This window comes from Eubacterium callanderi (assembly GCF_900142645.1).
Lineage (GTDB): Bacteria > Bacillota > Clostridia > Eubacteriales > Eubacteriaceae > Eubacterium > Eubacterium callanderi.
Genome location: NZ_FRBP01000009.1, coordinates 132,493 through 154,614, shown reverse-complemented (window position 1 = coordinate 154,614; position 22,122 = coordinate 132,493). Strand labels below are relative to the sequence as shown.

Here is a 22,122-nt window from a genome sequence, read left to right as displayed (position 1 = left end):
TTTCTCCCTTCTAATTCAGGAGCCCCGTCATATGGAACTCTGACTCCTTATATAATAACTCAGTTTCAATAATTTTGCCATTCATTTTTTCAATGGTTTTAAGAACCACTGGAATATAGTTGTCGGTGTGACCCTCATAGACCCCTTCCTCTTTGGCGCGCTCATAGAGCACAGGCACGGTTCTGCCCGCGTTGGCCTTGAGGAAATCCTGCTCACAGGCTCTGGCCCTCTGGGTCAGGCGGTGGCTTCTTTCGGTCTTGATCTCCTCCGGCACCTGGCCCTGGAAGGCATCGGCCTTTGTGCCCTTGCGTCTGGAGTATTTAAAGACATGCACCTGGTAAAAATGAATCTGCTCCACAAAGGCCAAAGTCGCCTCAAATTCCTCCTCCGTTTCACCGGGAAAACCAACCATAATATCCGTGGTGATGGCCGGATAATCAAAGGCGCGGCGCACCCGTTTTACAATCTCCGCGTACTGGGCCGTGGTGTATTTGCGGCCCATACGGCTTAAAACCGTATCACAGCCGCTCTGCAGCGACAGGTGGAAGTGGGGGCAGAAGGCCCTGACTTCTGACAGGCCCTGCACAAATTCTTCGGTGAGCAGCAGGGGTTCAAGGGAGCCGAGGCGGATACGTTTCACGCCCTCAACCTTGTCCACTGCCCGGATCAGGCTCAGCAGGTCCACGCCGTCCCCCAGGTCCACGCCGTAGGAGGCAATGTGGATACCGGTGAGCACCACCTCCGCGTAGCCATGGGCCGCCACCCGCTTCACCTCGCTCAGGACAGCGTCCACCGGGCGGCTGCGAACCGGCCCCCTAGCAAAGGGGACAATGCAGTAGGTGCAGAACTGGTTACAGCCCTCCTGAACCTTTAAAAACGCCCGGGTCTTGCCCTTGGTTTCAGTGATATTCAAATCCTCATAGTGGTGCTCCCGCATAATATCGGAAACAAAATTGTTCTGGGTCTTGTCCTTTTGGTAGGCTTCGATGTCGGCCACGATATCGGCCCGGTTTTTGGTACCGATGATCAGGTCCACTTCCTCAATGGCCTGAACCTCGTCGGGGGCTACCTGCACATAACAGCCCACCGCCACAATCACCGCGTCCGGGTTCGTGCGCCTTGCCTTGCGCATCATATTGCGGGATTTCCGGTCGCCCAGATGGGTGACGGTGCAGGTGTTGACCACATACACATCGGCGTATTCGGCGAACCCGACAATGCGGTAGCCCGCCTTTTCAAAAATTTCCATCATGGCCTCGGTGTCGTAAGAATTTACCTTACAGCCAAGAGTATGGAAAGCGACAGTCTTGTTGTTCATTTATGTTAAAGCTCCAGTCGTTATTCTAACTTGTGATTTTCAGTCTTCGTAAAAAAAGTTCAGCTGCGCCAGCAGCACCACGCCCGCGGTCTCGGTGCGCAGGATTCGGCGTCCAAGGCTCACAGAGTAGCCGCCGGCCTCCTCGATCATGGCAACCTCTGCGGGGGCAAAGCCGCCCTCGGGGCCGATGATGACCGCGATCCGCTCCGGATCAAACTCCAGGCAAGAAATCACGTCCTTCAGGCTGCTTTCTTCCTCGCCCTCGTAGGCAATGAGCACCAGGTCATAGTTATCCAATGTATCTGCCACTGCGGACAGGGTCGTCACCTCCGCCACATGGGGGATGATGCCGCGCTTGGACTGCTTGGCGGCTTCGTAGGCAACGCGCTGCCAGCGCCGGGTCTTTTTTTCTTCCTTATCGCCCAGCTTTACCACTGTGCGCTCCGAGGTAAAGGGCACAATGGAGGCCGCGCCGGCTTCCACGCATTTTTGAATGACGGACTCCATCTTCTGCCCCTTGGGTACGCCCTGGAACAGGGTAACCCGCAGACTGTCCGTCTCTCCGCGGGACGGGCGGCTTTCCAGAATACGCCCCTTCAGGCTGTCCTTTCCCACAGTTTCCACACACGCGATATAGTCCGTGCCGCGGCCGTCACAGACCTCAATGGCCTCATCGTCTCTCAAGCGCAGCACCTTGGTAATATGCTTAAAATCCTCCCCTTCAATGGTGACCAGCCCATCCTCAATCTGTCCGGGGGATACAAAAAAACGATGCATACAAAAGAACTCCTTTATGCCTTAATCCGGGCGGCAACGCTGTTCCACTCGCCCATCTGCTCAATATTTAAAACCTCGAAGCCCTCGTCGTTCAGGGTTTTCAGCACTGCCTCCAGCCGGTCATTGATGATTCCGGAGGAGATGAACACGCCGTCTTCCTTTAAATAGGGCTTGATCATCCGGGCCAGCTCGATGATGGCCTCTGCCAGGATGTTGGCCACGATGATCTCTGCCTTTTCATCCTCTGCGATGACGTCCAGAAGGTTGCCCTCGCGGATTTCAATTTTATCTTCCATATGATTAAGCGCGATGTTTTCTCTGGCCACCTTGACCGCCACCGGGTCAAAGTCCACGCCGATGACGTGCCTGCAGCCCAGTTCCCCGGCAATGATGGAGAGAATGCCCGTACCGCAGCCAATGTCGAGCACCATATCGTCCGGCCGGATATACTCCTCAAGCTTGGTCACACAGAGCTGGGTGGTCTCGTGGGTGCCGGTGCCGAAGGCCATGCCGGGGTCCATATTCACGACGATCTCGTCCACCTCTGGGGTATAGTCCTCCCAGGTGGGCTTGATGATAATGCTCTTGCCCACGCGGGTGGGCTTGTAGTATTTTTTCCATGAGTTGGCCCAGTCGTCCTCCTCCACCTCGGTGATGGACAGCTCACACTCACCGGGATTCAGGCCGCAGGCAGGCAGTTTTTTAATGCCGGTCAGCAGCTGATGGATACATTCGTCACAGTCCAGCTTTTCATTGAAATACCCGCGGATGACCGAGACATCCGGGTCCATGTTCAGAATGCTCTCATCAATGTAGTTGATGGTAGGATCCTCCTGAATCATCATCAGGTTTTCGCCGGATTCGATAACAACGCCCTTGGCGCCGACCTCATAAAACAGATTGACGATTGCCTCTTCTGCTTCCAGCGTCGTCGTGATTTGAACTTCTAACCAAGTCATGTATTACCTCCCAAGTCCTTATTTATCTAAGAATTATTATAATATGCTTCCTCCAAAGAATCTACCATAAGATTTTATTTTAACCGAATTTCCTTTAGAATGGAAGTGAAAATTTAAGAAAAGGGAAGGGCGGAGGCGGTAGAGTAAATTGGAAGGTGGCTGCTGAGGGAAAGTAAGATTCTATTGAATGGAGAATTGAAAATGGAAAATGGAAAATTCACGAACCCTTTTTCTTCCGAAAAAGCGATTAAAGCAGCGGCATTTGGCCGCAATTTCACTCAAAATGCGGAGCATTTTGTTCCTATAATTCTGCATTCTCCATTAAAGGTTTTCTTTTCACCCTTTCGCCACTATCTTAAGATCCTCCACCTTCCCTCCAAAACCCGCACTATTTTGGCCGTTGTAAGTAAAATATCGTTTCAACCTGTAACGGTATTCAGATTAATGCTATAATAAGGTTACTATTTATACCCAACAGAAGGAGAGATCGACCATGTCAGAAGAGAAAAAAACACCAAGGTCCATACAGGAATACGTTCCTGGTAAACAGGTCACCTTAGCGCATATTATCGCTAAACCCAAAAGCGATGTCTATATTAAATTAGGGCTCGATGACGAAAACTGCGACGCCATCGGCATTTTAACCATCACCCCCAGCGAGGCTGCCATTATCTCCGCCGACGCGGGCACCAAGGCCGCTCCGGTAGAAATCGGCTTTCTGGACCGTTTCAGCGGTTCCCTTGTCATTACAGGGCGTGTCAGTGATGTCAAAGCCGCTGTACAGGAAATCTTAAACACCCTGCATTCCGTTTTGGGCTTCGATATTCCCAAAATTACCTATTCCTAAAAATGGCGAGTAACCGAAACCGTGTGGCGCTTGTCGGCAAGATCGGCTGCGGCAAAACAACCCTGATGCAGCGCCTTACCCAGCAGGAAATCCACTACGCCAAAACCCAGCAGGTCACCTACACCGAGGATTTTATTGATACACCCGGTGAATTTATTGAGATGCCTTTCTTTTGCAGACAGGCCATCAACGTGTCCTGCGACGCCGGTCTGGTCATTGTGGTGATCTCCAGCGTCGACACCCAGAACACCATTCCGCCCAATTTTGTCTTTACCTTTAACATTCCGGCCATCGGTGTCATTACCAAGATCGACCGCGAGGACGCGGATATGAAGAGAAGCTACCGCTTTATGAACTTTGCCGGTGTAAACAAGAAGAAAATCTACGAGGTCAGCGCCATTACCGGCGAGGGCATCGAGGCGCTTGAGGAAGCCATCCACAGCTATATGGACAAGCACCGGAACAAAAAATAAATCAGACCAACGTTTTTCAAAGGGTATCGCCACGATACCCTTTGATTCGATTACTGCTATAAAAGGAAGTGATGATATGTCCCAAAAAGCAATCCCTTACTGGTCCGACGATTATCTGACCGAGAATCAGGTGGCCGCCTATCTGAAAGATAAAGACCTTTATCCGCAGGATGCCGAACTCGTAGTGGAAGACCTCCACGCCATCAAGGAAAGCATTGACGGATATGTAAACCTTATATACCATATTTACGACCAAAACGGCAAATCCATGGTGCTCAAACAGATTGTGGGAGAGCCCAGGAGCAAGCTGGACGAAGCCGCCGGCAGCAAGAACAGCAAGTACATGCACGACTGGAGCCTGGATATCGGACGGCTCCGCTCAGAAATCTCAGTCCTGATTTTCTGGGATTCGGTGTACCCGGGTATCTGCCCCAAAATTTATCTTTTTGACGAGCCCCGCGGCATCATTGTCATGGAAGACCTGACCGACCACAGCCTGCTGCGCTACGAGCACTGCCGTATGAAGGAGCACCCTGAATTTCCCGAAAAGATCGGCCGCTTTATGGCCCGGAACCTTTTCTACTCCTCAGATCTGCACCTGACCCGCTATAAAAAACAGGAGCTTGAAAAGTTCTTTGAGAATCCGGAATACACCGCCCTGGATTTCTTTTTGTTTGCCGACTGCACCATCGTATCCGACAACCGGTACATGCCTGAGGCCACCTGGCCCCTGCGCAGGGCCATCATCGAAAACGAAAAAATTCAGAGCATGATCCGCCAGATGCGCCACCAGTTCCTGACCGACAAGGAATGCCTGATCCACACCGATCTGCACGCCTCCAACATCATGGTTAATGACCACAGCATGAAGATCATCGACACCGAGTTCGCGGGCTTTGGGCCCATTGCCCAGGACTGGGGACGGCTCATTGCCAGCTTCTGCCTCAACTTTTTCTCCTGGTACGGCGACCATGAGCACACCGAGGGCGAGAAGGCTGTTTTCAGAGCCTATCTGCTGGATGCCATCAACACCATGTACCAGTGCTTTGAGGAAGAATTCCGGGCGCTGTGCGACAAAAACCGGAGCGACAGCTACCGCCTCCGCAGCCTGGATGTGGACGCTTACCTGCTGACCCATTTCCAGGATACACTGCTGTACACAGCCCTGAACGCCGCCTCCCGCATTGGTGACCGCGGTATCTGCTACGACCTCGAGCGGCTGAAAACACCGGACCGCATCTATCCCGAGCAGCTGGTGCTGCTCATGACCATCGAGCTGTTTTTAAACCGCGGCGCTTACAAAAAAATCACCGACCTGACCGACTACCTGCGGAAAATGGCCGGAAAGCACCCGGCCGAAGCCTTTAAGGAGGCATAACCATGGAACCTCTGAACCGAGACACCATTAAAGCCTATCTGATCCAGAAGAAAATCTTCCCCGAAAACGCCCTCCTCAATGTCATCGACCTCCACGAGGAGATCCAGAACATCGAGGGCTATGTCAACCTGATCTTTGCGGTCAGAGACCTGAACACCAACTGCTCCGTTGTGGTCAAGCAGCTGCTGCCCTACATCCGCGCCTTTAAGGAGGCCGACGGCGGCGACCACCCGGTGCTTATGGAGCGCCTGCGCACCGAGATTGCAGTGCTCACCTTTATGGGAACCCTCTACGAGGATATCGCTCCGGACATCTACCTTTTTGACGAGGCCGCGGGCGTCATTGTCATGGAGGATCTCATGGATCTGGAGCTGCTGCGCTTCGAGCTGACTGCGGGTGTCACTTACCCCGATGTGGGCAAAAAAATGGGGATTTTTCTGGCCCTGCTGTTCTTCCACACCTCAGACCTTCTGATGACCGGGCGCAAGCTTGAGGGTGTAAAGCACTTTTTCTACAACGATGAATCTAAGCGGCTTTACGATCTCCTCTTTGTGAACAACGTCCTGCTCTGTGCCGAAAAACCCCTGGAGCCCGAGGCCGAAGAAACCCGGCAGCGTATCCTGTCGAATGAAAAAATCAGGGCGCGCGTCCACGCCCTGGGCTATAAATACCTGAATAATGATGAATGCCTGATCCACAACGACCTCCACAGCTCCAACATCATGGTGGGGCCGGGCAAGGTTAAGATCATCGATACCGAGTTTTCCGGCTATGGGCCAAAGGCCATTGACATCGGCCGGCTGACCGGCAGCATGATCATCAACTATGTGTCCTGGCTGGGCTATAAGGCCTTGCCTGAGGACAAGCGCCTGGCCATGCAGGCCTATGACCTGGATTTTATGGCGGACATGTACCACAGCTTCGAGTGCACCATGGAAAAGCTCTGGGCAGAAAACCAAAGGGTCAGCTACCGCCTGAAGGTGCTGAGCTGTCAGGACGTCTGTGACAGTATCTTCCAGGATGCCCTGCAGTACGCGGTGATCAGCCTGATTACCCGCATCTCCTCCGACATGGCCCTGACCTGCGACCTCAAGCGTATCGAAAAGCGCGAGCTCGGCTTTATCCAGAAGCGCTCCCTTGAGATTGCAGAGTATACCCTGCTCATGACCGACACCTTCCACAATATCGACGAGTTTAACGCGTTCCTGCGCTGCTGCGCAGGCATCGGACAACAATAAAAAAGCAACCCGTATCGCGGCGATACGGGTTGCTTTTTTATGAATGATTCGTTAATTATCGGGCGCTTACTCTCCCGTCGCGGCCTGATAGGCCTTGCTTCCAATATCTCCCCAGTCTGTCTTGCCCGAGGCGATGACCTCGCCCGTTTTCTGGACCACTGCGTACATGTCGAGGATGGATGTGTCCACCGCGCGGCACTCCTGCCCTCTCTGCTCGTAGGTAACCTGCTCAAGAACCGCCAGGTCGCAGGCGTCGTTCTGAGACTTCCGGTCATAGACCAGCATCAGGCGCACCAGGCGTCCCTGGTCATCGGTGGATTCCCTGAGGATGAGCTGCTCATTTCCTTTGGCGTCTTCAGTCCAGCTACGGCTCATGCCCTCCTGGCCTTCAAATTCTGCGTGATAAATCTGATCCAACACATCACTGTGGGTGAATGATCCTGCGCTGAGCGCCGGCGCTTCTGCCTGACAGCCGGCGAACAAAAACAGAACAGCAGCAACGGAGGCAGCCGTAAGCCCTCGGATTAAAATCTTATTTTTCATTTTTTGCACCTCGATCTTTGTCGAATACTTTATCACAATTTCCTTTATGCTGCCTTTTTACACCTCAACATGAATATAGCCGCTCGCGTAATAGGGCAGGACGTTCATGCCCAGATCTTTGGCAGTCTGGGCCAGATCCCCCACGGCCACACCCGGGCAGTACAGATCCGCGGCGTCGCCGCGCTTGTGGAAGGACCATGCCACGCCGCCCACCTCGGTGTTGCGGCCCTCACACCGCACGCCGGAGGTGATAACAACCGGAAGCCCATAGTACTCACGCAGAGCTTCGATTCTTTCGAGCAGCACAGGGTTCATCCGGGCCGGCCAGCCGTCACAGAGACCGGCGCAGTCGCATCGGTATTCTGCCATCTCGAAATGGGCGCTGGCCATTTCCGGCGCAGGCGCCGCAGGCCCGGATTCGGGTTCAGCGCTCTCAGGCTCCTGCTGTGGGAGTTCAGGCTTCTGTCCAGTCTGCTCCGGCGCTGGCTGAACGATCTCTGCCTGCGGCGGCACAACGCTCTTCCCCGGCACTGCGCCGAAGATGAACACCAGGCCGACGCTCCCGGCTGCCAGAAAAATCCACAGGGCTGTCTTTTTATATTTCATATGCTCTCCTTTTAATCTACTCTAAGATCCATCCAATGGCTCGGAACCATACCCGCTCAGCTTGACCATAGGGCGTGGTTCCCTACAATAAAAACGGGCGGTCAGAAAAGCCGACATCTTGATTTTAAGTTAAAATAAGAAGGCATTTCAGGTGGAAGGTTGAAAGTGGAAGGTTAAAGAGCGCTTTTGCTTTCGCAAAAGCGATTAAAACAGCGGCCACAGGCCGCATCCAATCAAATTCGCAAGGCGAATTTGCACCTGAACTTTCCACTATCCACTTTCAACTTTCAACTGAACCGTCCTCTTTTTAACGCTTTATCGCTTCATGACAAATTTTTCTGACACGCAAACAGGCAGGCTGTTTTCTGCCTGCCCGTTAAAACACCTGGGATGCCCTTTGCCTATTCGGTTTCCAGGGGCACTTCGGTTTTTGTGGTGTCGATTCTGACGGCGTTTGTGGCCTTGACCAGCGCAAAGCCCTCGGGCTCAAAAACGCCCTCGGCTAAAATGCCCTGGGCTCCTGCCTTGATCTGCTCGTCGGTGATGCCCTCCAGGTAATCCGGAATGCTCATACTGTAGCTCTTGCCATCGCTGCGTTCAAAATACAATACCAAATCCTTACTTGTCTCTGCTGCCATTTGTTTTCTCCTCTCTTTCCTGCATTAAATGCTTACGCGTTTTCTACCAGATCATCGGTGGTGACCCGCATACAGCCTTCCCCGATGGGCTCCTGAAGCCCCTTGATGTGCTTGTAGGCCGCATAGAGCGCCTCATCGGTGGCGGCAGGCTTGACGTCGCCATAGGTTTTCGTCTTCTTCACAATCTTTCCTTTTTGCTCTCCGTAATTGGAGACCACCTTCAGTGCCACTGCCTTTGTGTACTTTACAACTGCCATTTTCCAACCTCGCTTTCTGTCCCGCTTTTGGGGTACGCTTATATATCCGAAAAAAACGCCCGGGGTCACACGCGATTCAAAATGACTTTTCCGAATCATTATGAATCACTTTTTGACGGTGCTTGCCGCCAAAACCGCCTGGCTGCGCCATTTCATTTTGGCACGGTCCTTGCGTTATATAAAAAGCATCAAACATCGAGAAGAGAGAGGAGACTACACGATGGCAGATTTAGTAAACGGCCGATTGAACCTATCCAAGGGGAAACGCATGTATGCTCTGCTGATGATCAGCATTGCGTCGGGGATTGTGTTCTTTGCCTGTATCGGCGTGAGAAACCTGTATTACAACCAATTGATTGCGGCGCTGGGGCTGACCAACGCGGAGTACGGCATGCTGGGGTCCGTCAACGGCATTGCCAACCTGATTTTTTACCTGCCTTCCGGCTTTATCGCGGATAAGGTAAACACCAAGACCCTGCTGGTCATTTCGTTTTTGGGGCTGGGGGGCCTGACCATCTGGTTCGGCTTTTTCCCATCCTACATTTGCCTGCTTATTATTTTCTTTGGCTATGGCATCTTTTCCATCTTTACCTTCTGGTCCGCCATGCTTAAGTATGTGCGGCTGCTGGGCAGCGAGGAGGAGCAGGGCAAGATGTTTGGCCTCAGTGAGGGCATTAAGTGGGGCGCCAACGCGCTGGTGGGCTTTGCCGGTCTGGCCATTATCGGCGCCTTTGTGGATGGCGTCGCGGGCATCCGGGTACTGCTGTTCTTTATCGCAGGGCTGTATATTGCCTTTGCGCTGCTCATTCTGTTCACCTTCCCAGGGGCCAACACTGCCACCGACGAACCGGTGAACCTGCGCCGCTTTATTGAGGTGCTGAAGGTGCCGGGCACCTGGCTCACTACCCTGATCGTGGCTTCGGCTTATATGGCCTTTGCGGCAGCGGTGGCCTACTTTGGCCCCTACTGCGCGGATATTATCGGGGTGTCGGACGCGGTGGCGTCGGGGCTTGCCATTACAAGAAACTACGTGATCGCCGCGGTGGCGACCATTATCGGCGGGCTGGTGGCTGATAAATTCGCCTCCCGGGCCAAGGTGCTGGCAGTCTACTTTACATTGGGCATTGCGGCCACCATCTCCATCATGATCACGCCCACCACGCTGGCCTTTGGCATTGTCACTACCTGTCTGGCCACAGCCTTTTTCTGCGCCACCCGTGGGATTTCCTACGCGGTCATGGGCGAGGCGGGCATTCCAGTCTCCATGACAGGCGTGGCTATGGGCATTATCTCGGTCTTTGCCTACGCGCCGGAGTCCTTCATGTACACCATGATGGGAAGCTGGCTGGACGCAGACAAGGTGTCCGGCTTCAATAATATTTTTATCTGGATCATCGTCTGGAGTGTCATCGGGCTCATTGTATCCCTGGTGACCGCCAAGCTGAAGCTGGGCGAAAAGAACAACGTTATCGGCAGTAAGGATGGGATGCTTGATCCCAAAACTTTGGAAAGCATTGAGTAAAAAAAAACATTCAGGAGGAGAAAAATGTTAAGAGATATTCAGGATTGTTTCATTTCGGAAAAAGAGGTTGAACACATTCACGCCATGTCTTTGCGGGTGCTTAGTGAAATCGGCGTTGCCTTTGAGCACGAGGAGGTGCTGGAGGTTTTCCGCAAAAACGGCGCCCGGGTTGACGGCGACAAGGTCTTTCTGTCAGAGGCCATGGTAAACGATGCTCTGAAGACCGTGCCCCGCAACTTTGAGGTCTACGGCCGGAACGGCTCTGTCTTTATCGGGCCAGACCGTGAGGACCCCTTCCCGGTCATGGCCAACTCGGCGGGCCTGGTTACCTATATTGAGACAGACGATACAGTGCACAAGGCCAACGTATATGACGCCATCAAATATCACAAGCTGACCCAGACCAGCGAGGTGCTGCAGATGTCCAAGGCTTCCAGCATCGACTACCCAGGGCTTGGAAATGACAAGGAAAACAAGATTCTCAAGCAGTATGCCATCCAGCTGAAATATTCGGACAAGCCCATCGCCTCTGCCCTGCGGACCAACCCGCACAATGTGGGCACCGGACGGATCAAGGACGGGGTACTCGCCAGCTATGACCTTGTAAAACGCTATTATGACATCTGGGACAAATACGTGGTGCTGGAGGTAGTCTGTCCCCTCTCACCACTCTCCAACAACTACGAGTGTCTTGAAAATGTCCTCGGTGCGGCCGCAGGCAACCAGCCCATCACCATCTGCACCTGCTCCATGACCAATGTAACCTCCCCGCCGACCCTGCTCGGCACCATTATCCAGGACAACGCGTCCATTCTGGCCATGACCGTGCTCATTCAACTGCTGAACCCAGGCAACCCCATTATCTACAATTCACTGAGCGCGCCTTCAGATATGCGCAGCGTCCAGCTCAGCATCGGGGCCAGCGAATCCTTCCTGCTGTCCATGGCAACCCTCGGCATGGCCCGCTTCTACAACATGCCGGCCCGCACCATCGGCGCCTACTCAGACGCCATCGACGTGGATTACCAGGCCGGGGCCGAATCCATGCTGACGGGCATGGCGCCCATTCTGGGCCGCTCGGACCAGCTGACCCACGCCATCGGGACCATGGGCTCCTTTAACTACGGCAGCTTTGAAAAATTCGTCCTGGACGAGGAGGTTCTGCTCTACCTGAAGCGTGTGCAGCAGGGCATCAACTTCTCCGAAGGTCGGGAATGCTTTGACCTCATGAAGGAAGTCGGGCCAAGAGGCTCCTACATCCAGCGCAGAACCCCCAAGGCTTACCGCGAGGAGCACTACCTTTCCAAGCTGTTCCACCGCAAGGGCTCCGGCATTACCATGCGCGAGCAGGTGGGCACTCTGAGGAGCCGCGCCGCCGCCGAGGTCGAACGCCGTCTGGAAGAATACAAGCTCCCCGAAACCACCAAGGCCCAGGACGCCATCCTGAACGAGGTGCTCGTAAACCTGGACTATGATATTTAACTGGCTGTAAACCACTATCCCCCCATGAAGTAAAAACGGCGCTCCCTCACATGAGGCGGCGCCGTTTCCGTTTTTCAACCCGTATCGCCGCGATACGGGTTGAATTAACGGTTTCCTTTTTACCCATTTTATTATACAATGAAAGAAAAGACGAAACGGAATGAGAAACTTGATTACCATTGATAAAATCGAACATACCCCAGAATACGAAGCTTATTTACGCCAGCTGCCCCAGGAGCTGCTCCTAAAAATTGTGGAGAACGCCTTTGCGGAAATCTTTGTGAATGACAAGGATGGACGGGTGGTCTATGTAAACCCCTCCTCCATGCGCTACCACGGCCTTCAGCCCGAGGAACTGGTGGGCAAGGCCAGCAGCGAGATCAAGCGCGGCATCTGGGAGCCCCACAGCTTTGCCGAAGTCATGGAAAAGAAGTGCCCCATTGTCACGGAGAACATGTACTACATCACCCACAAGAGCCTGATGTCCGTCAATATTCCGGTGTTTGACGCAGACGGTGAGATCGAGCTGGTCATCTCCACGGCCATGGACTATGTAACCCGCACAGACCTCTCCTACCGCACCAGCGAAAAATCCATTGTCTCCTCAGACTCGGATTTCTCCGACGAGGTTATCGGCAGCGGAGAGGCTTTTAAGGCCTGCCTGAAAAAGCTGGAGAAAGCTGTGAACGTGGACCTGAACGTGCTGATCCTGGGCGAATCGGGTACGGGCAAGAGCTTCCTGGCCGAGACCCTCCACAGGCACAGCCTGCGCCGGGACAAGCCCTTTTTTGCCATCAACTGCGCCGCGATCCCCGAAAACCTGCTGGAAAGCGAGCTTTTCGGCTATGTCCCGGGGGCCTTTACCGGCGCCGACCCCAAGGGGCGTACCGGGCTCATCAAGAACGCCGACGGCGGTACCCTCTTTCTGGACGAGATCGGCGAGCTGTCCCTGCCGCTTCAGGCCAAAATCCTGGATGTGCTGGAGAATAAGCGTTATATCCCTGTGGGGGGCAACGCTTTCCAGCATGTAGATGTGCGCATCACTGCCGCCACCAACCAGAACCTCATCGAGCTCATCAAACAGAAGAAGTTCCGCTCCGACCTCTACTGGCGCCTAAACATCATCAAGGTAACCATTCCTCCCCTGCGGGAGCGCAAGGAGGATATTATTCTGCTGGCCAACTATTTTCTGAAAAAGAACAACCAGAAATACGGGACCAGCAAGCTCTTTGACAAAAAAATGATGTACCTCATCAGCGACTATGACTGGCCGGGCAATATCCGCCAGCTCAAAAACGCCATTGAGCGCCTGGTGGTCTACTCCGAACACATGATCCTGGAGGAGGAGCTGTTCTGGGAATACCTGCGCGAGGAGGGCGAGGTGCCGGCCGGTCCCTCGGCACAGAAGACCTATAACCTCGAGGAGATCAAGCGCGATCTTGTGAACGAGGTCTACACCAAGTACAAATCCAGCCGCAAGCTGGCCGAGGTCATCGGTGTCAGCCAGTCCACCGCCAACCGGCTGATTCAGAAGTATATCCGGGGGGAAGGGGAAGAAATGGAAAATTGAGAATGAAAAATCCCATCTTATTTTAATTTTATCGCTTCCTCTCAACTTTATCTACAGCCCAAAAGGGGAGAACTGCCACCGCAGTTCTCCCCTTTTCTATTCCTCCATCAGCACCCTCAGCCGCCGCAAACCCCGGTGTATCCGCATTTTGACCGCAGAGGCGCTGAGCTGGCAGTCTGCCGCGATGGCCTTCTGGCTCTGGCCTCCCAGATAGTAGGCCGTGATGGCCCTGCGCTGGTCGCCGGGCAGCTGTTTAAGCGCCCAGTCCAGTTTTTCAAGCCGGCTTTTCCGGTCGTTCTCCTCGTGGCAGGCCTGGATGGGCTGGTTGGGGTCGGGCACCAGCTGCCCCAGAGTGGTGCCATCCTCGGCCGCCGGGGCGTCCAGCGATACCACCGCGCTGACGGATTTGTCAAAGCGGCCCTCTTGCCGTTTTCTGAAATAGAAATCCAGATACTTTCGGATATAGCCCGGAAACAGATGGTTTTTCTCCGGGTCGTAGCGCCGCACGGCCTCCAGAAACGCAGCTGTGCCGTCCTGGTAAGCGTCCTCGAAGCCGCTGTCCCCAAAGCAGCGGCCAGCCATCTTCAGGATAAGGGGCCGGAAGCTCTGGAGCAGCAGCTCCGCGGCACGCTTGTCCCCCTTTTGGGCCTCTGCGGCCCAGGTGTTGATCAGCTCGTAATTTTGTCCCTCCAATCACAGCTCCTTTCTCAGTCCTCACGGATACTGCGCAGGGTGAGCACCAGCTCGGGGTGATGGTACTGGACTGCCTCGCAATATTCGTTAAAGGTGTCCTCTGCCTCCTCGTCGTCTCTTGCCCAGAGCTCCAGCTCCAGCGTACAGTCTGCCCCGACGGTATAGGGGCGCTTTCTGCGCAGGATTGCCCTGCCACTGCCTAAACGGTTCATGCCAGCCCTCCTTTCTTTTCTCTCAAGGCCCACTCGGCGTTAAAGCGGGCCACGTCGTTATCGGGATATTCTGCCCGGACAGCTGCCTTCTCCTCATCGGTCAGCGGGGGCAGAAGATTAAAGCCCATGATGTTATCGCCGCCGCCCTGAATAGAACCATATAGAGAAGACGGTTTATGATTTACAGTATTTATGAATGGTGCAGTCTCTGGTGCGCCCCCGGTGCGGGTCTGCGTCCATACCATGGTGCGGGCGCCACTCTTTTCCGCCCTCACCCAGATCTGGGCAAGGCCCGGATCAAAGGGGAACAGGCGGTAGTCGCCTGCCTCCTGCCCCGTGTGCGGGGTATAGTCGATGCGGCCGTGCCTAACCAGGTGCTTACGCTGGTGATTGATTTTGAACCGGTCTTTAAGACCCAGGGCCTGGCCCACCACCGAGTTGGCCACCCGAAAGTTCACAGGCCAGTACCAGTGCCCGTCCTCTGCCAGAATGGCGGCCTTGTTGTTGTAATACATGAGCAGATGCCAGTAGGCCTGGAGGAGCGGGGTGAGCCGGTGCTCCCCCATCCACCGGTAAAAGGCCAGCAGCTCGGTCAGGTAGTTCATCGTTCATTCTCCCTGTCTGCGGGGCACAGCCGCTCCGCGAAATAGCGCTGTCCCTTCGGGGTCACCATGGGCTTCTGGTAAAGGTGCCAGCGCCCATGCCTGTCCCGGACGCTGTTTTCCCGCAGGACGAGCACGCCCAGCTCCATGGCCTTCTGGGTGGGCTGGTTCCAGAAGCAGGGACGGCGGCACAGGTAGCCCTGCTCCCTCAGCCAGGCGTACAGGCGGTTCTGCCCCAGGCTCTTTTTGTGCCCCTGAAAAACGAGCTTGGCCATGGCCCCCACGCTGATACAGTCCTCAGACACCTGAATGGTCTGGCTGAACAGGGCGTCGGGCAGGATTCTCTGATAATCGGCCTGGGCTTTGTTCTTCTGGTATTCCATGACATCGCAGCGGCGGAACATACGCTCCAGGTTCTGGGCCAGGATCTCGATGCCCCGGGGGTCCTTTTTCAGGGCCTCCAGCTGCCCGGGGTCGATATAGGCGCCGTAGTGGAGGATGGCGGGCAGGATCACGCTGGTCACATAGTGGCGGAAACGGCGGGCCTTGTCCTGTCGGCTGGCCAGAATGAGGGCAAAGAGGCCGCTCTCGTTGATCACCAGTGTCCTGCGGCGGCGGCCGTATTTGTCAATAACCCCGCGGCTCAGCACGTCTTCGGGCTCCACATGGCGCTTGACGGCCTGCCGGTGGTTCTGGTAGTCCATGGCGTCGCAGACGTCCTTGGCCACAAAATAGACCGTCGGCGAAAGTTCCTGATCTTCGCCCGGGCTTACCAGGGTGCGCACGCGCGCAAATTCTTCACTCTCAAAAACCTTCTGAATCAGGCGGCTTTCAGCGGTTTGGGTTTTGTTTGTATTCTGCATTGTAAAGTTCCTTTCGGAACACCGGTGTTCGTTTGTTTTTTAAGCTTGACCTTATGATACCGCATCCAAAATAATCCTGCTTTTTGCAAAACTGCCATCTAATGCCAAAAACAGGCTTTTTTAAGTAAAATAAACTTCCGAAAAGCCAAAAAAGGCCCTGAAAGGAAATTTTTGAGCTTAATTTAATCTTTTCAGAATCGCGGGCAAACGCAGCAGGAATTTGAAAGCATCAAAAAAACGCCTCTGGGGCGTCATTGCATTTATCGCAGGCTGCATAAACAAGAACGACAGGTAAAGTCCGTCACAACTCATAGCGGTCAAAACTGAAATACTTGGGGCTGATCATTGCAAAGGGCCGGACAGCACCAACCCGTATCGCTACGATACGGGTTGGGTTTTTATAGCTTCTTCTCTATACTTCCTCTGGTGCAGGAACAGGAGCCGCTGTCCGGACTTCGGGCAGTTCCTCGGGGCAGAACAGCTTATCCACATCCACAGCACGTTTGTCAAATGCTGTGCACAGGCCCATGGTTGCCAGGGTGGCGGGCAGGCACAGGTAAATCATATCCGGTACAATGTGCACTGCCGGGAACAGCAGCCACAGCACCATAATGAGCAGGTTCACTACCACAGTGGCTGTGCAGGTACTCTTTCTCAGCAGCCTGGGACAGTAGATGGCCGACAGGAGAATAAAGCAGTAAGGCGTGTAAACCACGATGAGCTGCATCATAAAGCCCAGAATGGAACGGATATTCAGCGCCGCAAAGGCCCCCAGCACGCCAAAAATCACAATGATGGCCTTGGACATCAGCAGCTGGGTGCGGTCGTCCATATCCGGCCTGATCTGGCGCACGATAATGTCCTTGGTCGCCACGGTCGCCAGCCCCATCATGCAGGAGGTGGCTGTGGAGACATCAGCGGCCCAGAGGCCGGCAAGGGTAAATCCCGCGACCCAGGGGTTCAGGTTAGACATGAGCATGGGAAAGGCAAGGCTTGCGCTTTCCAGCTCCGGGAGCGTGGCCGCAGCCATGATCCCGATAAAGGCGCACAGGAAACCAATGGGAACGATCAGGACAGCAGCGATGATGGTTCCAAACCTGGCGGCCTTCTCACTTCTGCCTGCCGCCGTGGCCTGGATCAGGCCCTGGTTAGGCGGGGACTGAATGACCATCGAGACCACCCACCCCACAATAATCACCGGTCCCACGCCCTCAAACAGGCTGAACCACTGGCTGCCCTGGGGCAGGCTCAAGGTAATGTGCTCCCAGCCGCCGCCATTGTTCAGGGCCGCAATAAAGCCTGCGATCACTCCCAGATAAATCATGACCACATTGATGACATTGGTCAGCGTTGCGCCCATATAGCCCCCAAAGAGGGCAATAGCTGTAAACACAAGGGCCGAGATGATAACCCCATTCGTCATATTAAAGTACTGGGGCAGCAGCGCCGTCAGAATCGCGCCGCCTGCAATGGCCTGCAGAGCGTTGATGCCAAAGGCTACCACCACCTGAATGACGCTGGATACAATACCGTCAAAGCGGTTAAACAAACGGATGAATATCTGGCTGGTGGTGCTGACGCCAGTGCGGCGCAGCTTTTTACACATGAGAAAGGCAAAAGCCAGAATTCCAATGGTCCAGGCAATATTGTACCAGACGGCTGAAAGGCCATTGGTGTAAGCACTCTCGGCAATACCGATGGTACCAGTACCGCCGATGGCGGTACCGGCCACCATGGCAGCCACCAAAAGGGTGGGCAGACGGTTGCCTGCCAGCAGAAAGCTGCTGGAACCACCCCTGGCCGACGACAATCTGCCGGACAGCAGGGAAATCCCAATCAGCAGGGCCATATAAACGATAATGATCGCAAAGGAAATATTCATCATGCCCTCCTCTATGCATATGAGCCGTATGTAACACTTCTATTGAAGCTGCGGCGCGTCCGATTTTTTCTTGCTGGCGGCAAAAATAATAATGGCTGAGATAACGCTGCCGGCAATCAGGCAGACGGCCGCAATCTGCCAGTCGGCCCGGGCCGATGCCATCCCGAAAATCCCACGGATAAACTTCAGGATATAGGGTGACAGGAACTGGCCGATGCCTGTGCCGCAGGTGTAAACCGAAATGGCCAGGGCGGCGTATTTGGGACTGGCTGCCGATCCTGCAACCGCCATGGTAATGGCCGGGTTAAAGGTTCCGAAGCCAATGCCGAAGATCACCGCGGCCACCAGCATCACCGGGTAGCTGGGCGCTATGATCAGAATCACAAAGGCGATGCCCACACACAGTGCGCCAAAGGATGCGGCATACTGCTTCAGGAATTTAGACATGGAGCCATAAAGCATTCCAATAACAAAGGAGCCTGCTGTAAAGGTGCTGAGCACAAAGGAGGCCTGCCCGGCGTCACCGAGCTTGTCCGCGCTCATGACCATAGCCACATTGGTCATAAAACTGAACTGCATAATGTTCAGCAGCGCACAGAGCAGTGCCAGCACATAGGTCATGGTGGTCAGCTTCTTCTCCCGGACGGTTGAACCGTCAGCAGCCTTCTCTGCTTTTTTAACACCGGTATCCGGCAGTTTAAACCAGATTAATACCGCGATAGGGATAACCAGGAAAAATCCAAAAAAGGAAAAGCGCCAATTGTAGGCCGCCAAAAACCCACCGAGAGACTGGAATACCACTCCGGCAGCAGCGCCGACAGCGCTCTTGAAGCCCATGAGCTTGTTGGCCTGTGTACCCGTAAATAAATCGGTGATAACCGCAGAGGCCATGGGAAATACCATTCCGTAGCCTGCGCCAAAGACCACACGCATGGCAATCATAAAATTCAGATCGCCCACAAAGGCAGAAGGAATCCCGCCCACAAAAATCAGAAGCATGGAAACGGTAATGACCTTCTTAATACTCATGACCTGGGTCAGCTTACCGGCCACCAGGGCAAAGATTACCATCATTAAGGACGGTATGGTGGACAGCAGCTTGACCGTTTCCGGCGCAGCCGTCGGAAAAGCTTTGGCAATCTCGGCCAGAGCCGGGGTGGTCATGCTGGTGGTGTACATCAGCAGGGCGACAGACAGCGCGGCTATTTGTACGCCGACACCATATTTTTTTTCACTCATTTTAAGTCTCCTCAATTCATTTCTTTTAATTTTCGGATATGTTTGAATTATCCATGTTTAATAATAACCGCGTTTAAATTTATTTTAATGATATATTGTTTTCGTAAATCTGTCAACTTTTATTTTCTTTTTCTTTAGTAAATTTTTTATAATTTTATTTAAATTCGCTATTTTAAGCCATTTTAAAAACTCTTATTTCGTAAATCAAAAAATATTTTTTTGAAAACCGTTGACAAACCTCTCGAAAAAGATTATACTTTTCAATAAATCAACCGCGTTTAATTTTTGAAAGTGAGGAAAAATTATGACTGAAGCCATTAAGAAATTACAGGAAGAGCGTACCGGCCTGTTTGCAGACCTGTACCGGGGAAAAACCCCTAGGCGCGTCCCCATCCGGGGCGGGCTGACCACCGAAGCCGCCATAGAGTATGCGGGCATGGATATCAAGGAAACCCAGTGGCACTCCGAAAAAATGATCGACGTGATGCGCTACGCCGCCGAGCGGATTCCCACCGATGTGGCGCCAGTACGGCCCCATACCCTGCGCAATCCCTACAAATACCAGCTGCTGGGCGGCAAGACCATTGTCATGAACGAGGAGGGCTATGCACAGCACCCCGAGATCCACGGTCTCGAGCCTGGGGAATACCCCCAGTTTATTGAGGACCCTTACAAATGTATGCTGGAAACCATCCTGCCCAGGCTGTATGACGGCCTGAACCAGTCTCCGGTGCAGAATGCGCTGAACCTTGCCAAGGCCTACAAGATGCACAGCGACCAGGCCGCCCAGGGGATTGCCCAGGCCGCCCAGGTCAATGAGGAGTTCGGCTTTGCCACTGCGCCTCCCGGCGGCTTTACTGAAGCGCCCTATGATTTTATGGCAGATTTTATCCGCTCCTTCAGCGGCACCTCCAAGGATATCCGCAGGCACCCAAGAGAGCTCCTGGCCGCCTGCGAGGCCGTTACCCCCATTATGATCAACCAGGGGCTGGGGCCAGTGCGCACCGTTGACGCCCGCTGCTTCCTGCCCCTGCACATGGCGCCGTTTCTGAATATGAAGCAGTTTGAAAAATTCTACTGGCCTACCTTTAAGAAAACAATTGAAGCCCTCACCGATGCCGGCATGGGCGTAGATCTCTTCGTCGAGCAGGACTGGACGCGCTATCTGGACTTCCTGAAAGAACTGCCCGGACGCATTGTCATGCGCTTTGAATTCGGCGATCCCAAACAAATCAAGGAAAAGCTCGGAGACCGGCACATTATCGCCGGCCTCTACCCCATCGGCCTTTTAAAGACCGAGAGCAAAGAAAAATGTATTGATAAAGCCAAGGAGCTGTTGGACATCTGCGCGCCCGGCGGCGGTTTTATCTTTGACCTGGACAAGGATATCCTGTCCATGAGCAGTGCCAACATCGACAACCTCATTGCCGTTCAGGAGTACGTCCGTGAGCACAGCGCCTACTAAAAATTAGGAGGAAATTATGGAATCACAAGCTTACTACACCACCTGGGAGGACTACGTCAAGGAACATCCCGAAATCGCCAACGAAAACTACCACGCCGACATTATGCAGGCCTACGAGGAGGGCCTGTACAAATTTATCATCGGCCTGTTGATTTAAGAAAAGGAGAAATAAACATGAGTGAAGCAATGAAAAAACTACAAGAAGAACGAACCCAGCTGTTTACAGATTTATACACAGGCACTATCCCCAAAAGGATTCCCATCAGCGCCGCCCTGCCCCTCGAGCTGCGGATCGAGTACGCCGACAAAGACCTGGGCCGCACCCAATGGACCCGGGAGGACATGCTCGACATCTATGAAAAATCCTTTGAGCTGACCGCCAGTGACGCCTACCCCTCCAGCTTTGCCACCTACCCGGCCCACCACCACCTGCTGGGCTCCAGGTCCTTTATGATGGGCTCCAAGGGCATTATCCAGCACCCCGAAGTCTCTGCCATGCAGCCCGAGGATTACGACGATTTTATCGCCAGCCCTTACGACTGTCTGATGGAAAAAATCTTCCCGCGCATCTATCCTGTGCTGGATACTGACCCGGTCAGCCGCTCACTGGCCCTTGCCAAAGCCACAAAGGCCTATTTTGAATACGCCGATTTTTACGCCGGTCTGGACGCACAGCTCATTGACAAATACGGCTTTTTTGCACCGCCTGCCGGCTCCGGCAGCGGCGGCACCACGCCCTTTGACCTTCTGTCCGATATTCTCAGAGGCTTTAAAGGCATTACCATGGACATTAAGCGCTGTCCCGAAAAAATCCTGGCCGCCTGCGACGCCATTCTGCCCCTGTCCATCAAAAAAGGCACGCCGGCTAAGCCGTCCCCGCTGGGCGCCAACTTCATCGCCCTGCACATGGCTACCTACCTGCGTACAAAGGATTTTGAAAAATATTACTGGCCCACCTTCTACAAGCTGGTCCACGGCCTGGCCGAAAAGGGACAGACCTGCCTCATCTTCTGTGAGGATAACTGGATGCGCTACCTGGATTACCTCTATGAGCTGCCCCAGGGCACCCGCTTCTACTTTGAGTACGGCGATCCCAGGCTCGTCAAGGAAAAGCTCGGCAAGAAACACATTATCTCGGGCTTCTACCCCATCACTTACCTTAAGACAGCCACTAAGGAGCAGTGCATCGACAAAGCCAAAGAGCTCATTGACATCCTGGCGCCAGGCGGCAACTACTTCTTCAATTTCGACAAAAGCCCCTACTCTCTGAATACCATTAACCCGGAAAACTACAAAGCCGTACTGGAATACGTCCGCGATAACGGCACCTACGAAAACGCCGGGCAGCAGGTCTGGGATAAGCCCAAAGAAGACACCATCGACCACGTGCTGGCAGACATACCTGAGTTCAGGAGCAAGTACTACACACCCTATGACACCTTTAAACAGGACCACCCCGCCCCCAGAGCTGACCTGGATGATGTGGTGGGCCAGAAAATGCAGCAGTACGAAGACATGCTCTTCCACATGCTTATGATGATGTGCTGATAAAAAAAGC

The 22,122-nt window shown here is 53.8% G+C and carries 24 protein-coding genes; 11 read left to right on the top strand and 13 right to left on the bottom strand.

Annotation, left to right across the window (positions count from 1 at the left end; genetic code table 11):
- Positions 1 to 10: 10 nt before the first annotated feature.
- The 3 genes from mtaB to prmA are packed head-to-tail and all read right to left on the bottom strand — an operon-like array spanning position 11 to position 3,054.
- Complete coding sequence (gene mtaB / locus BUC22_RS13700; RefSeq protein WP_013379243.1) at positions 11 to 1,318, bottom strand: tRNA (N(6)-L-threonylcarbamoyladenosine(37)-C(2))-methylthiotransferase MtaB; 1,308 nt, start codon at positions 1,316 to 1,318, stop codon at positions 11 to 13.
- A gap of 39 nt (positions 1,319 to 1,357) precedes the next feature.
- Positions 1,358 to 2,095, bottom strand: coding sequence for a 16S rRNA (uracil(1498)-N(3))-methyltransferase (locus tag BUC22_RS13695; RefSeq protein ID WP_013379242.1), 738 nt, complete (start codon positions 2,093 to 2,095; stop codon positions 1,358 to 1,360).
- Positions 2,096 to 2,109: 14 nt separating this feature from the next.
- Positions 2,110 to 3,054 carry a 50S ribosomal protein L11 methyltransferase gene (gene prmA, locus BUC22_RS13690; RefSeq protein WP_013379241.1) on the bottom strand — a complete coding sequence of 315 codons (945 nt, stop codon included), beginning with the start codon at positions 3,052 to 3,054 and terminating at the stop codon, positions 2,110 to 2,112.
- A gap of 201 nt (positions 3,055 to 3,255) precedes the next feature.
- Here prmA and BUC22_RS13685 point away from each other — a divergent pair, with 201 nt between their 5' ends.
- From BUC22_RS13685 to BUC22_RS13665, 5 genes are all read left to right on the top strand, one after another.
- Positions 3,256 to 3,507, top strand: a complete 252-nt coding sequence (locus tag BUC22_RS13685) for a hypothetical protein (protein WP_013379240.1) — start codon at positions 3,256 to 3,258, stop codon at positions 3,505 to 3,507.
- 40 nt (positions 3,508 to 3,547) lie between these two features.
- Entirely contained in the window at positions 3,548 to 3,901 is a 354-nt protein-coding gene (locus tag BUC22_RS13680) for a BMC domain-containing protein (protein ID WP_013379239.1), read from the top strand.
- Between the two features lie 2 nt (positions 3,902 to 3,903).
- Positions 3,904 to 4,374 carry a EutP/PduV family microcompartment system protein gene (locus BUC22_RS13675; RefSeq protein WP_013379238.1) on the top strand — a complete coding sequence of 157 codons (471 nt, stop codon included), beginning with the start codon at positions 3,904 to 3,906 and terminating at the stop codon, positions 4,372 to 4,374.
- Between the two features lie 76 nt (positions 4,375 to 4,450).
- Entirely contained in the window at positions 4,451 to 5,752 is a 1,302-nt protein-coding gene (locus tag BUC22_RS13670) for an S-methyl-5-thioribose kinase (RefSeq protein ID WP_013379237.1), read from the top strand.
- Between the two features lie 2 nt (positions 5,753 to 5,754).
- Positions 5,755 to 6,990 carry an S-methyl-5-thioribose kinase gene (locus BUC22_RS13665; RefSeq protein WP_013379236.1) on the top strand — a complete coding sequence of 412 codons (1,236 nt, stop codon included), beginning with the start codon at positions 5,755 to 5,757 and terminating at the stop codon, positions 6,988 to 6,990.
- A gap of 66 nt (positions 6,991 to 7,056) precedes the next feature.
- Here BUC22_RS13665 and BUC22_RS13660 read toward each other — a convergent pair whose 3' ends face one another.
- The 4 genes from BUC22_RS13660 to BUC22_RS13645 all read right to left on the bottom strand — a co-directional run bounded on the left by BUC22_RS13660 (position 7,057) and on the right by BUC22_RS13645 (position 9,034).
- Positions 7,057 to 7,533, bottom strand: coding sequence for a hypothetical protein (locus BUC22_RS13660; protein ID WP_013379235.1), 477 nt, complete (start codon positions 7,531 to 7,533; stop codon positions 7,057 to 7,059).
- A gap of 57 nt (positions 7,534 to 7,590) precedes the next feature.
- On the bottom strand, positions 7,591 to 8,139 hold the full coding sequence (locus BUC22_RS13655) for a YcbK family protein (protein WP_013379234.1): 549 nt from the start codon (positions 8,137 to 8,139) through the stop codon (positions 7,591 to 7,593).
- A 401-nt stretch (positions 8,140 to 8,540) separates the two neighbouring features.
- Positions 8,541 to 8,777 carry a DUF2922 domain-containing protein gene (locus BUC22_RS13650; RefSeq protein ID WP_013379232.1) on the bottom strand — a complete coding sequence of 79 codons (237 nt, stop codon included), beginning with the start codon at positions 8,775 to 8,777 and terminating at the stop codon, positions 8,541 to 8,543.
- A gap of 32 nt (positions 8,778 to 8,809) precedes the next feature.
- A complete protein-coding gene (locus BUC22_RS13645) occupies positions 8,810 to 9,034 on the bottom strand; it encodes a DUF1659 domain-containing protein (protein WP_013379231.1) in 225 nt (74 codons plus the stop codon).
- Between the two features lie 220 nt (positions 9,035 to 9,254).
- On the opposite strand from BUC22_RS13645, the gene BUC22_RS13640 reads away from it, so the two are divergent.
- The 3 genes from BUC22_RS13640 (at position 9,255) to BUC22_RS13630 (ending at position 13,608) form a co-directional block, all read left to right on the top strand.
- Positions 9,255 to 10,556: an MFS transporter gene (locus BUC22_RS13640; protein WP_073383098.1), complete on the top strand. Its 1,302-nt coding sequence runs from the start codon at positions 9,255 to 9,257 to the stop codon at positions 10,554 to 10,556.
- Between the two features lie 24 nt (positions 10,557 to 10,580).
- Positions 10,581 to 12,038 carry a trimethylamine methyltransferase family protein gene (locus BUC22_RS13635; RefSeq protein WP_013379228.1) on the top strand — a complete coding sequence of 486 codons (1,458 nt, stop codon included), beginning with the start codon at positions 10,581 to 10,583 and terminating at the stop codon, positions 12,036 to 12,038.
- A 160-nt stretch (positions 12,039 to 12,198) separates the two neighbouring features.
- On the top strand, positions 12,199 to 13,608 hold the full coding sequence (locus BUC22_RS13630; protein WP_013379226.1) for a sigma-54 interaction domain-containing protein: 1,410 nt from the start codon (positions 12,199 to 12,201) through the stop codon (positions 13,606 to 13,608).
- A gap of 96 nt (positions 13,609 to 13,704) precedes the next feature.
- Here the strand turns inward: BUC22_RS13630 and BUC22_RS13625 are convergent, their stop codons facing one another.
- From BUC22_RS13625 to BUC22_RS13600, 6 genes are all read right to left on the bottom strand, one after another.
- Positions 13,705 to 14,301, bottom strand: a complete 597-nt coding sequence (locus tag BUC22_RS13625; RefSeq protein ID WP_013379225.1) for an RNA polymerase sigma factor — start codon at positions 14,299 to 14,301, stop codon at positions 13,705 to 13,707.
- Positions 14,302 to 14,315: 14 nt separating this feature from the next.
- The gene (locus tag BUC22_RS13620) at positions 14,316 to 14,513 is read right to left on the bottom strand and encodes a hypothetical protein (protein WP_013379224.1); all 198 of its coding nucleotides are present in this window, start codon (positions 14,511 to 14,513) and stop codon (positions 14,316 to 14,318) included.
- Positions 14,510 to 15,118, bottom strand: a complete 609-nt coding sequence (locus BUC22_RS13615) for a restriction endonuclease subunit S (RefSeq protein WP_073383095.1) — start codon at positions 15,116 to 15,118, stop codon at positions 14,510 to 14,512. The genes BUC22_RS13620 and BUC22_RS13615 overlap by 4 nt, the downstream gene beginning before the upstream one ends.
- Positions 15,115 to 15,978, bottom strand: a complete 864-nt coding sequence (locus BUC22_RS13610; RefSeq protein WP_013379222.1) for a phage antirepressor KilAC domain-containing protein — start codon at positions 15,976 to 15,978, stop codon at positions 15,115 to 15,117. The genes BUC22_RS13615 and BUC22_RS13610 overlap by 4 nt, the downstream gene beginning before the upstream one ends.
- A gap of 412 nt (positions 15,979 to 16,390) precedes the next feature.
- Positions 16,391 to 17,860 (bottom strand): sodium:solute symporter family protein, encoded by a 1,470-nt coding sequence (locus tag BUC22_RS13605; RefSeq protein ID WP_013379221.1) that lies wholly within the window; start codon positions 17,858 to 17,860, stop codon positions 16,391 to 16,393.
- Between the two features lie 39 nt (positions 17,861 to 17,899).
- On the bottom strand, positions 17,900 to 19,099 hold the full coding sequence (locus BUC22_RS13600; RefSeq protein WP_013379220.1) for an MFS transporter: 1,200 nt from the start codon (positions 19,097 to 19,099) through the stop codon (positions 17,900 to 17,902).
- A 304-nt stretch (positions 19,100 to 19,403) separates the two neighbouring features.
- Here BUC22_RS13600 and BUC22_RS13595 point away from each other — a divergent pair, with 304 nt between their 5' ends.
- The 3 genes from BUC22_RS13595 to BUC22_RS13590 are packed head-to-tail and all read left to right on the top strand — an operon-like array spanning position 19,404 to position 22,112.
- Positions 19,404 to 20,564, top strand: coding sequence for a uroporphyrinogen decarboxylase family protein (locus tag BUC22_RS13595; RefSeq protein WP_013379219.1), 1,161 nt, complete (start codon positions 19,404 to 19,406; stop codon positions 20,562 to 20,564).
- 16 nt (positions 20,565 to 20,580) lie between these two features.
- Entirely contained in the window at positions 20,581 to 20,721 is a 141-nt protein-coding gene (locus tag BUC22_RS22140) for a hypothetical protein (RefSeq protein ID WP_013379218.1), read from the top strand.
- A 17-nt stretch (positions 20,722 to 20,738) separates the two neighbouring features.
- Positions 20,739 to 22,112, top strand: coding sequence for a uroporphyrinogen decarboxylase/cobalamine-independent methonine synthase family protein (locus BUC22_RS13590; protein WP_013379217.1), 1,374 nt, complete (start codon positions 20,739 to 20,741; stop codon positions 22,110 to 22,112).
- Positions 22,113 to 22,122: the final 10 nt, after the last annotated feature.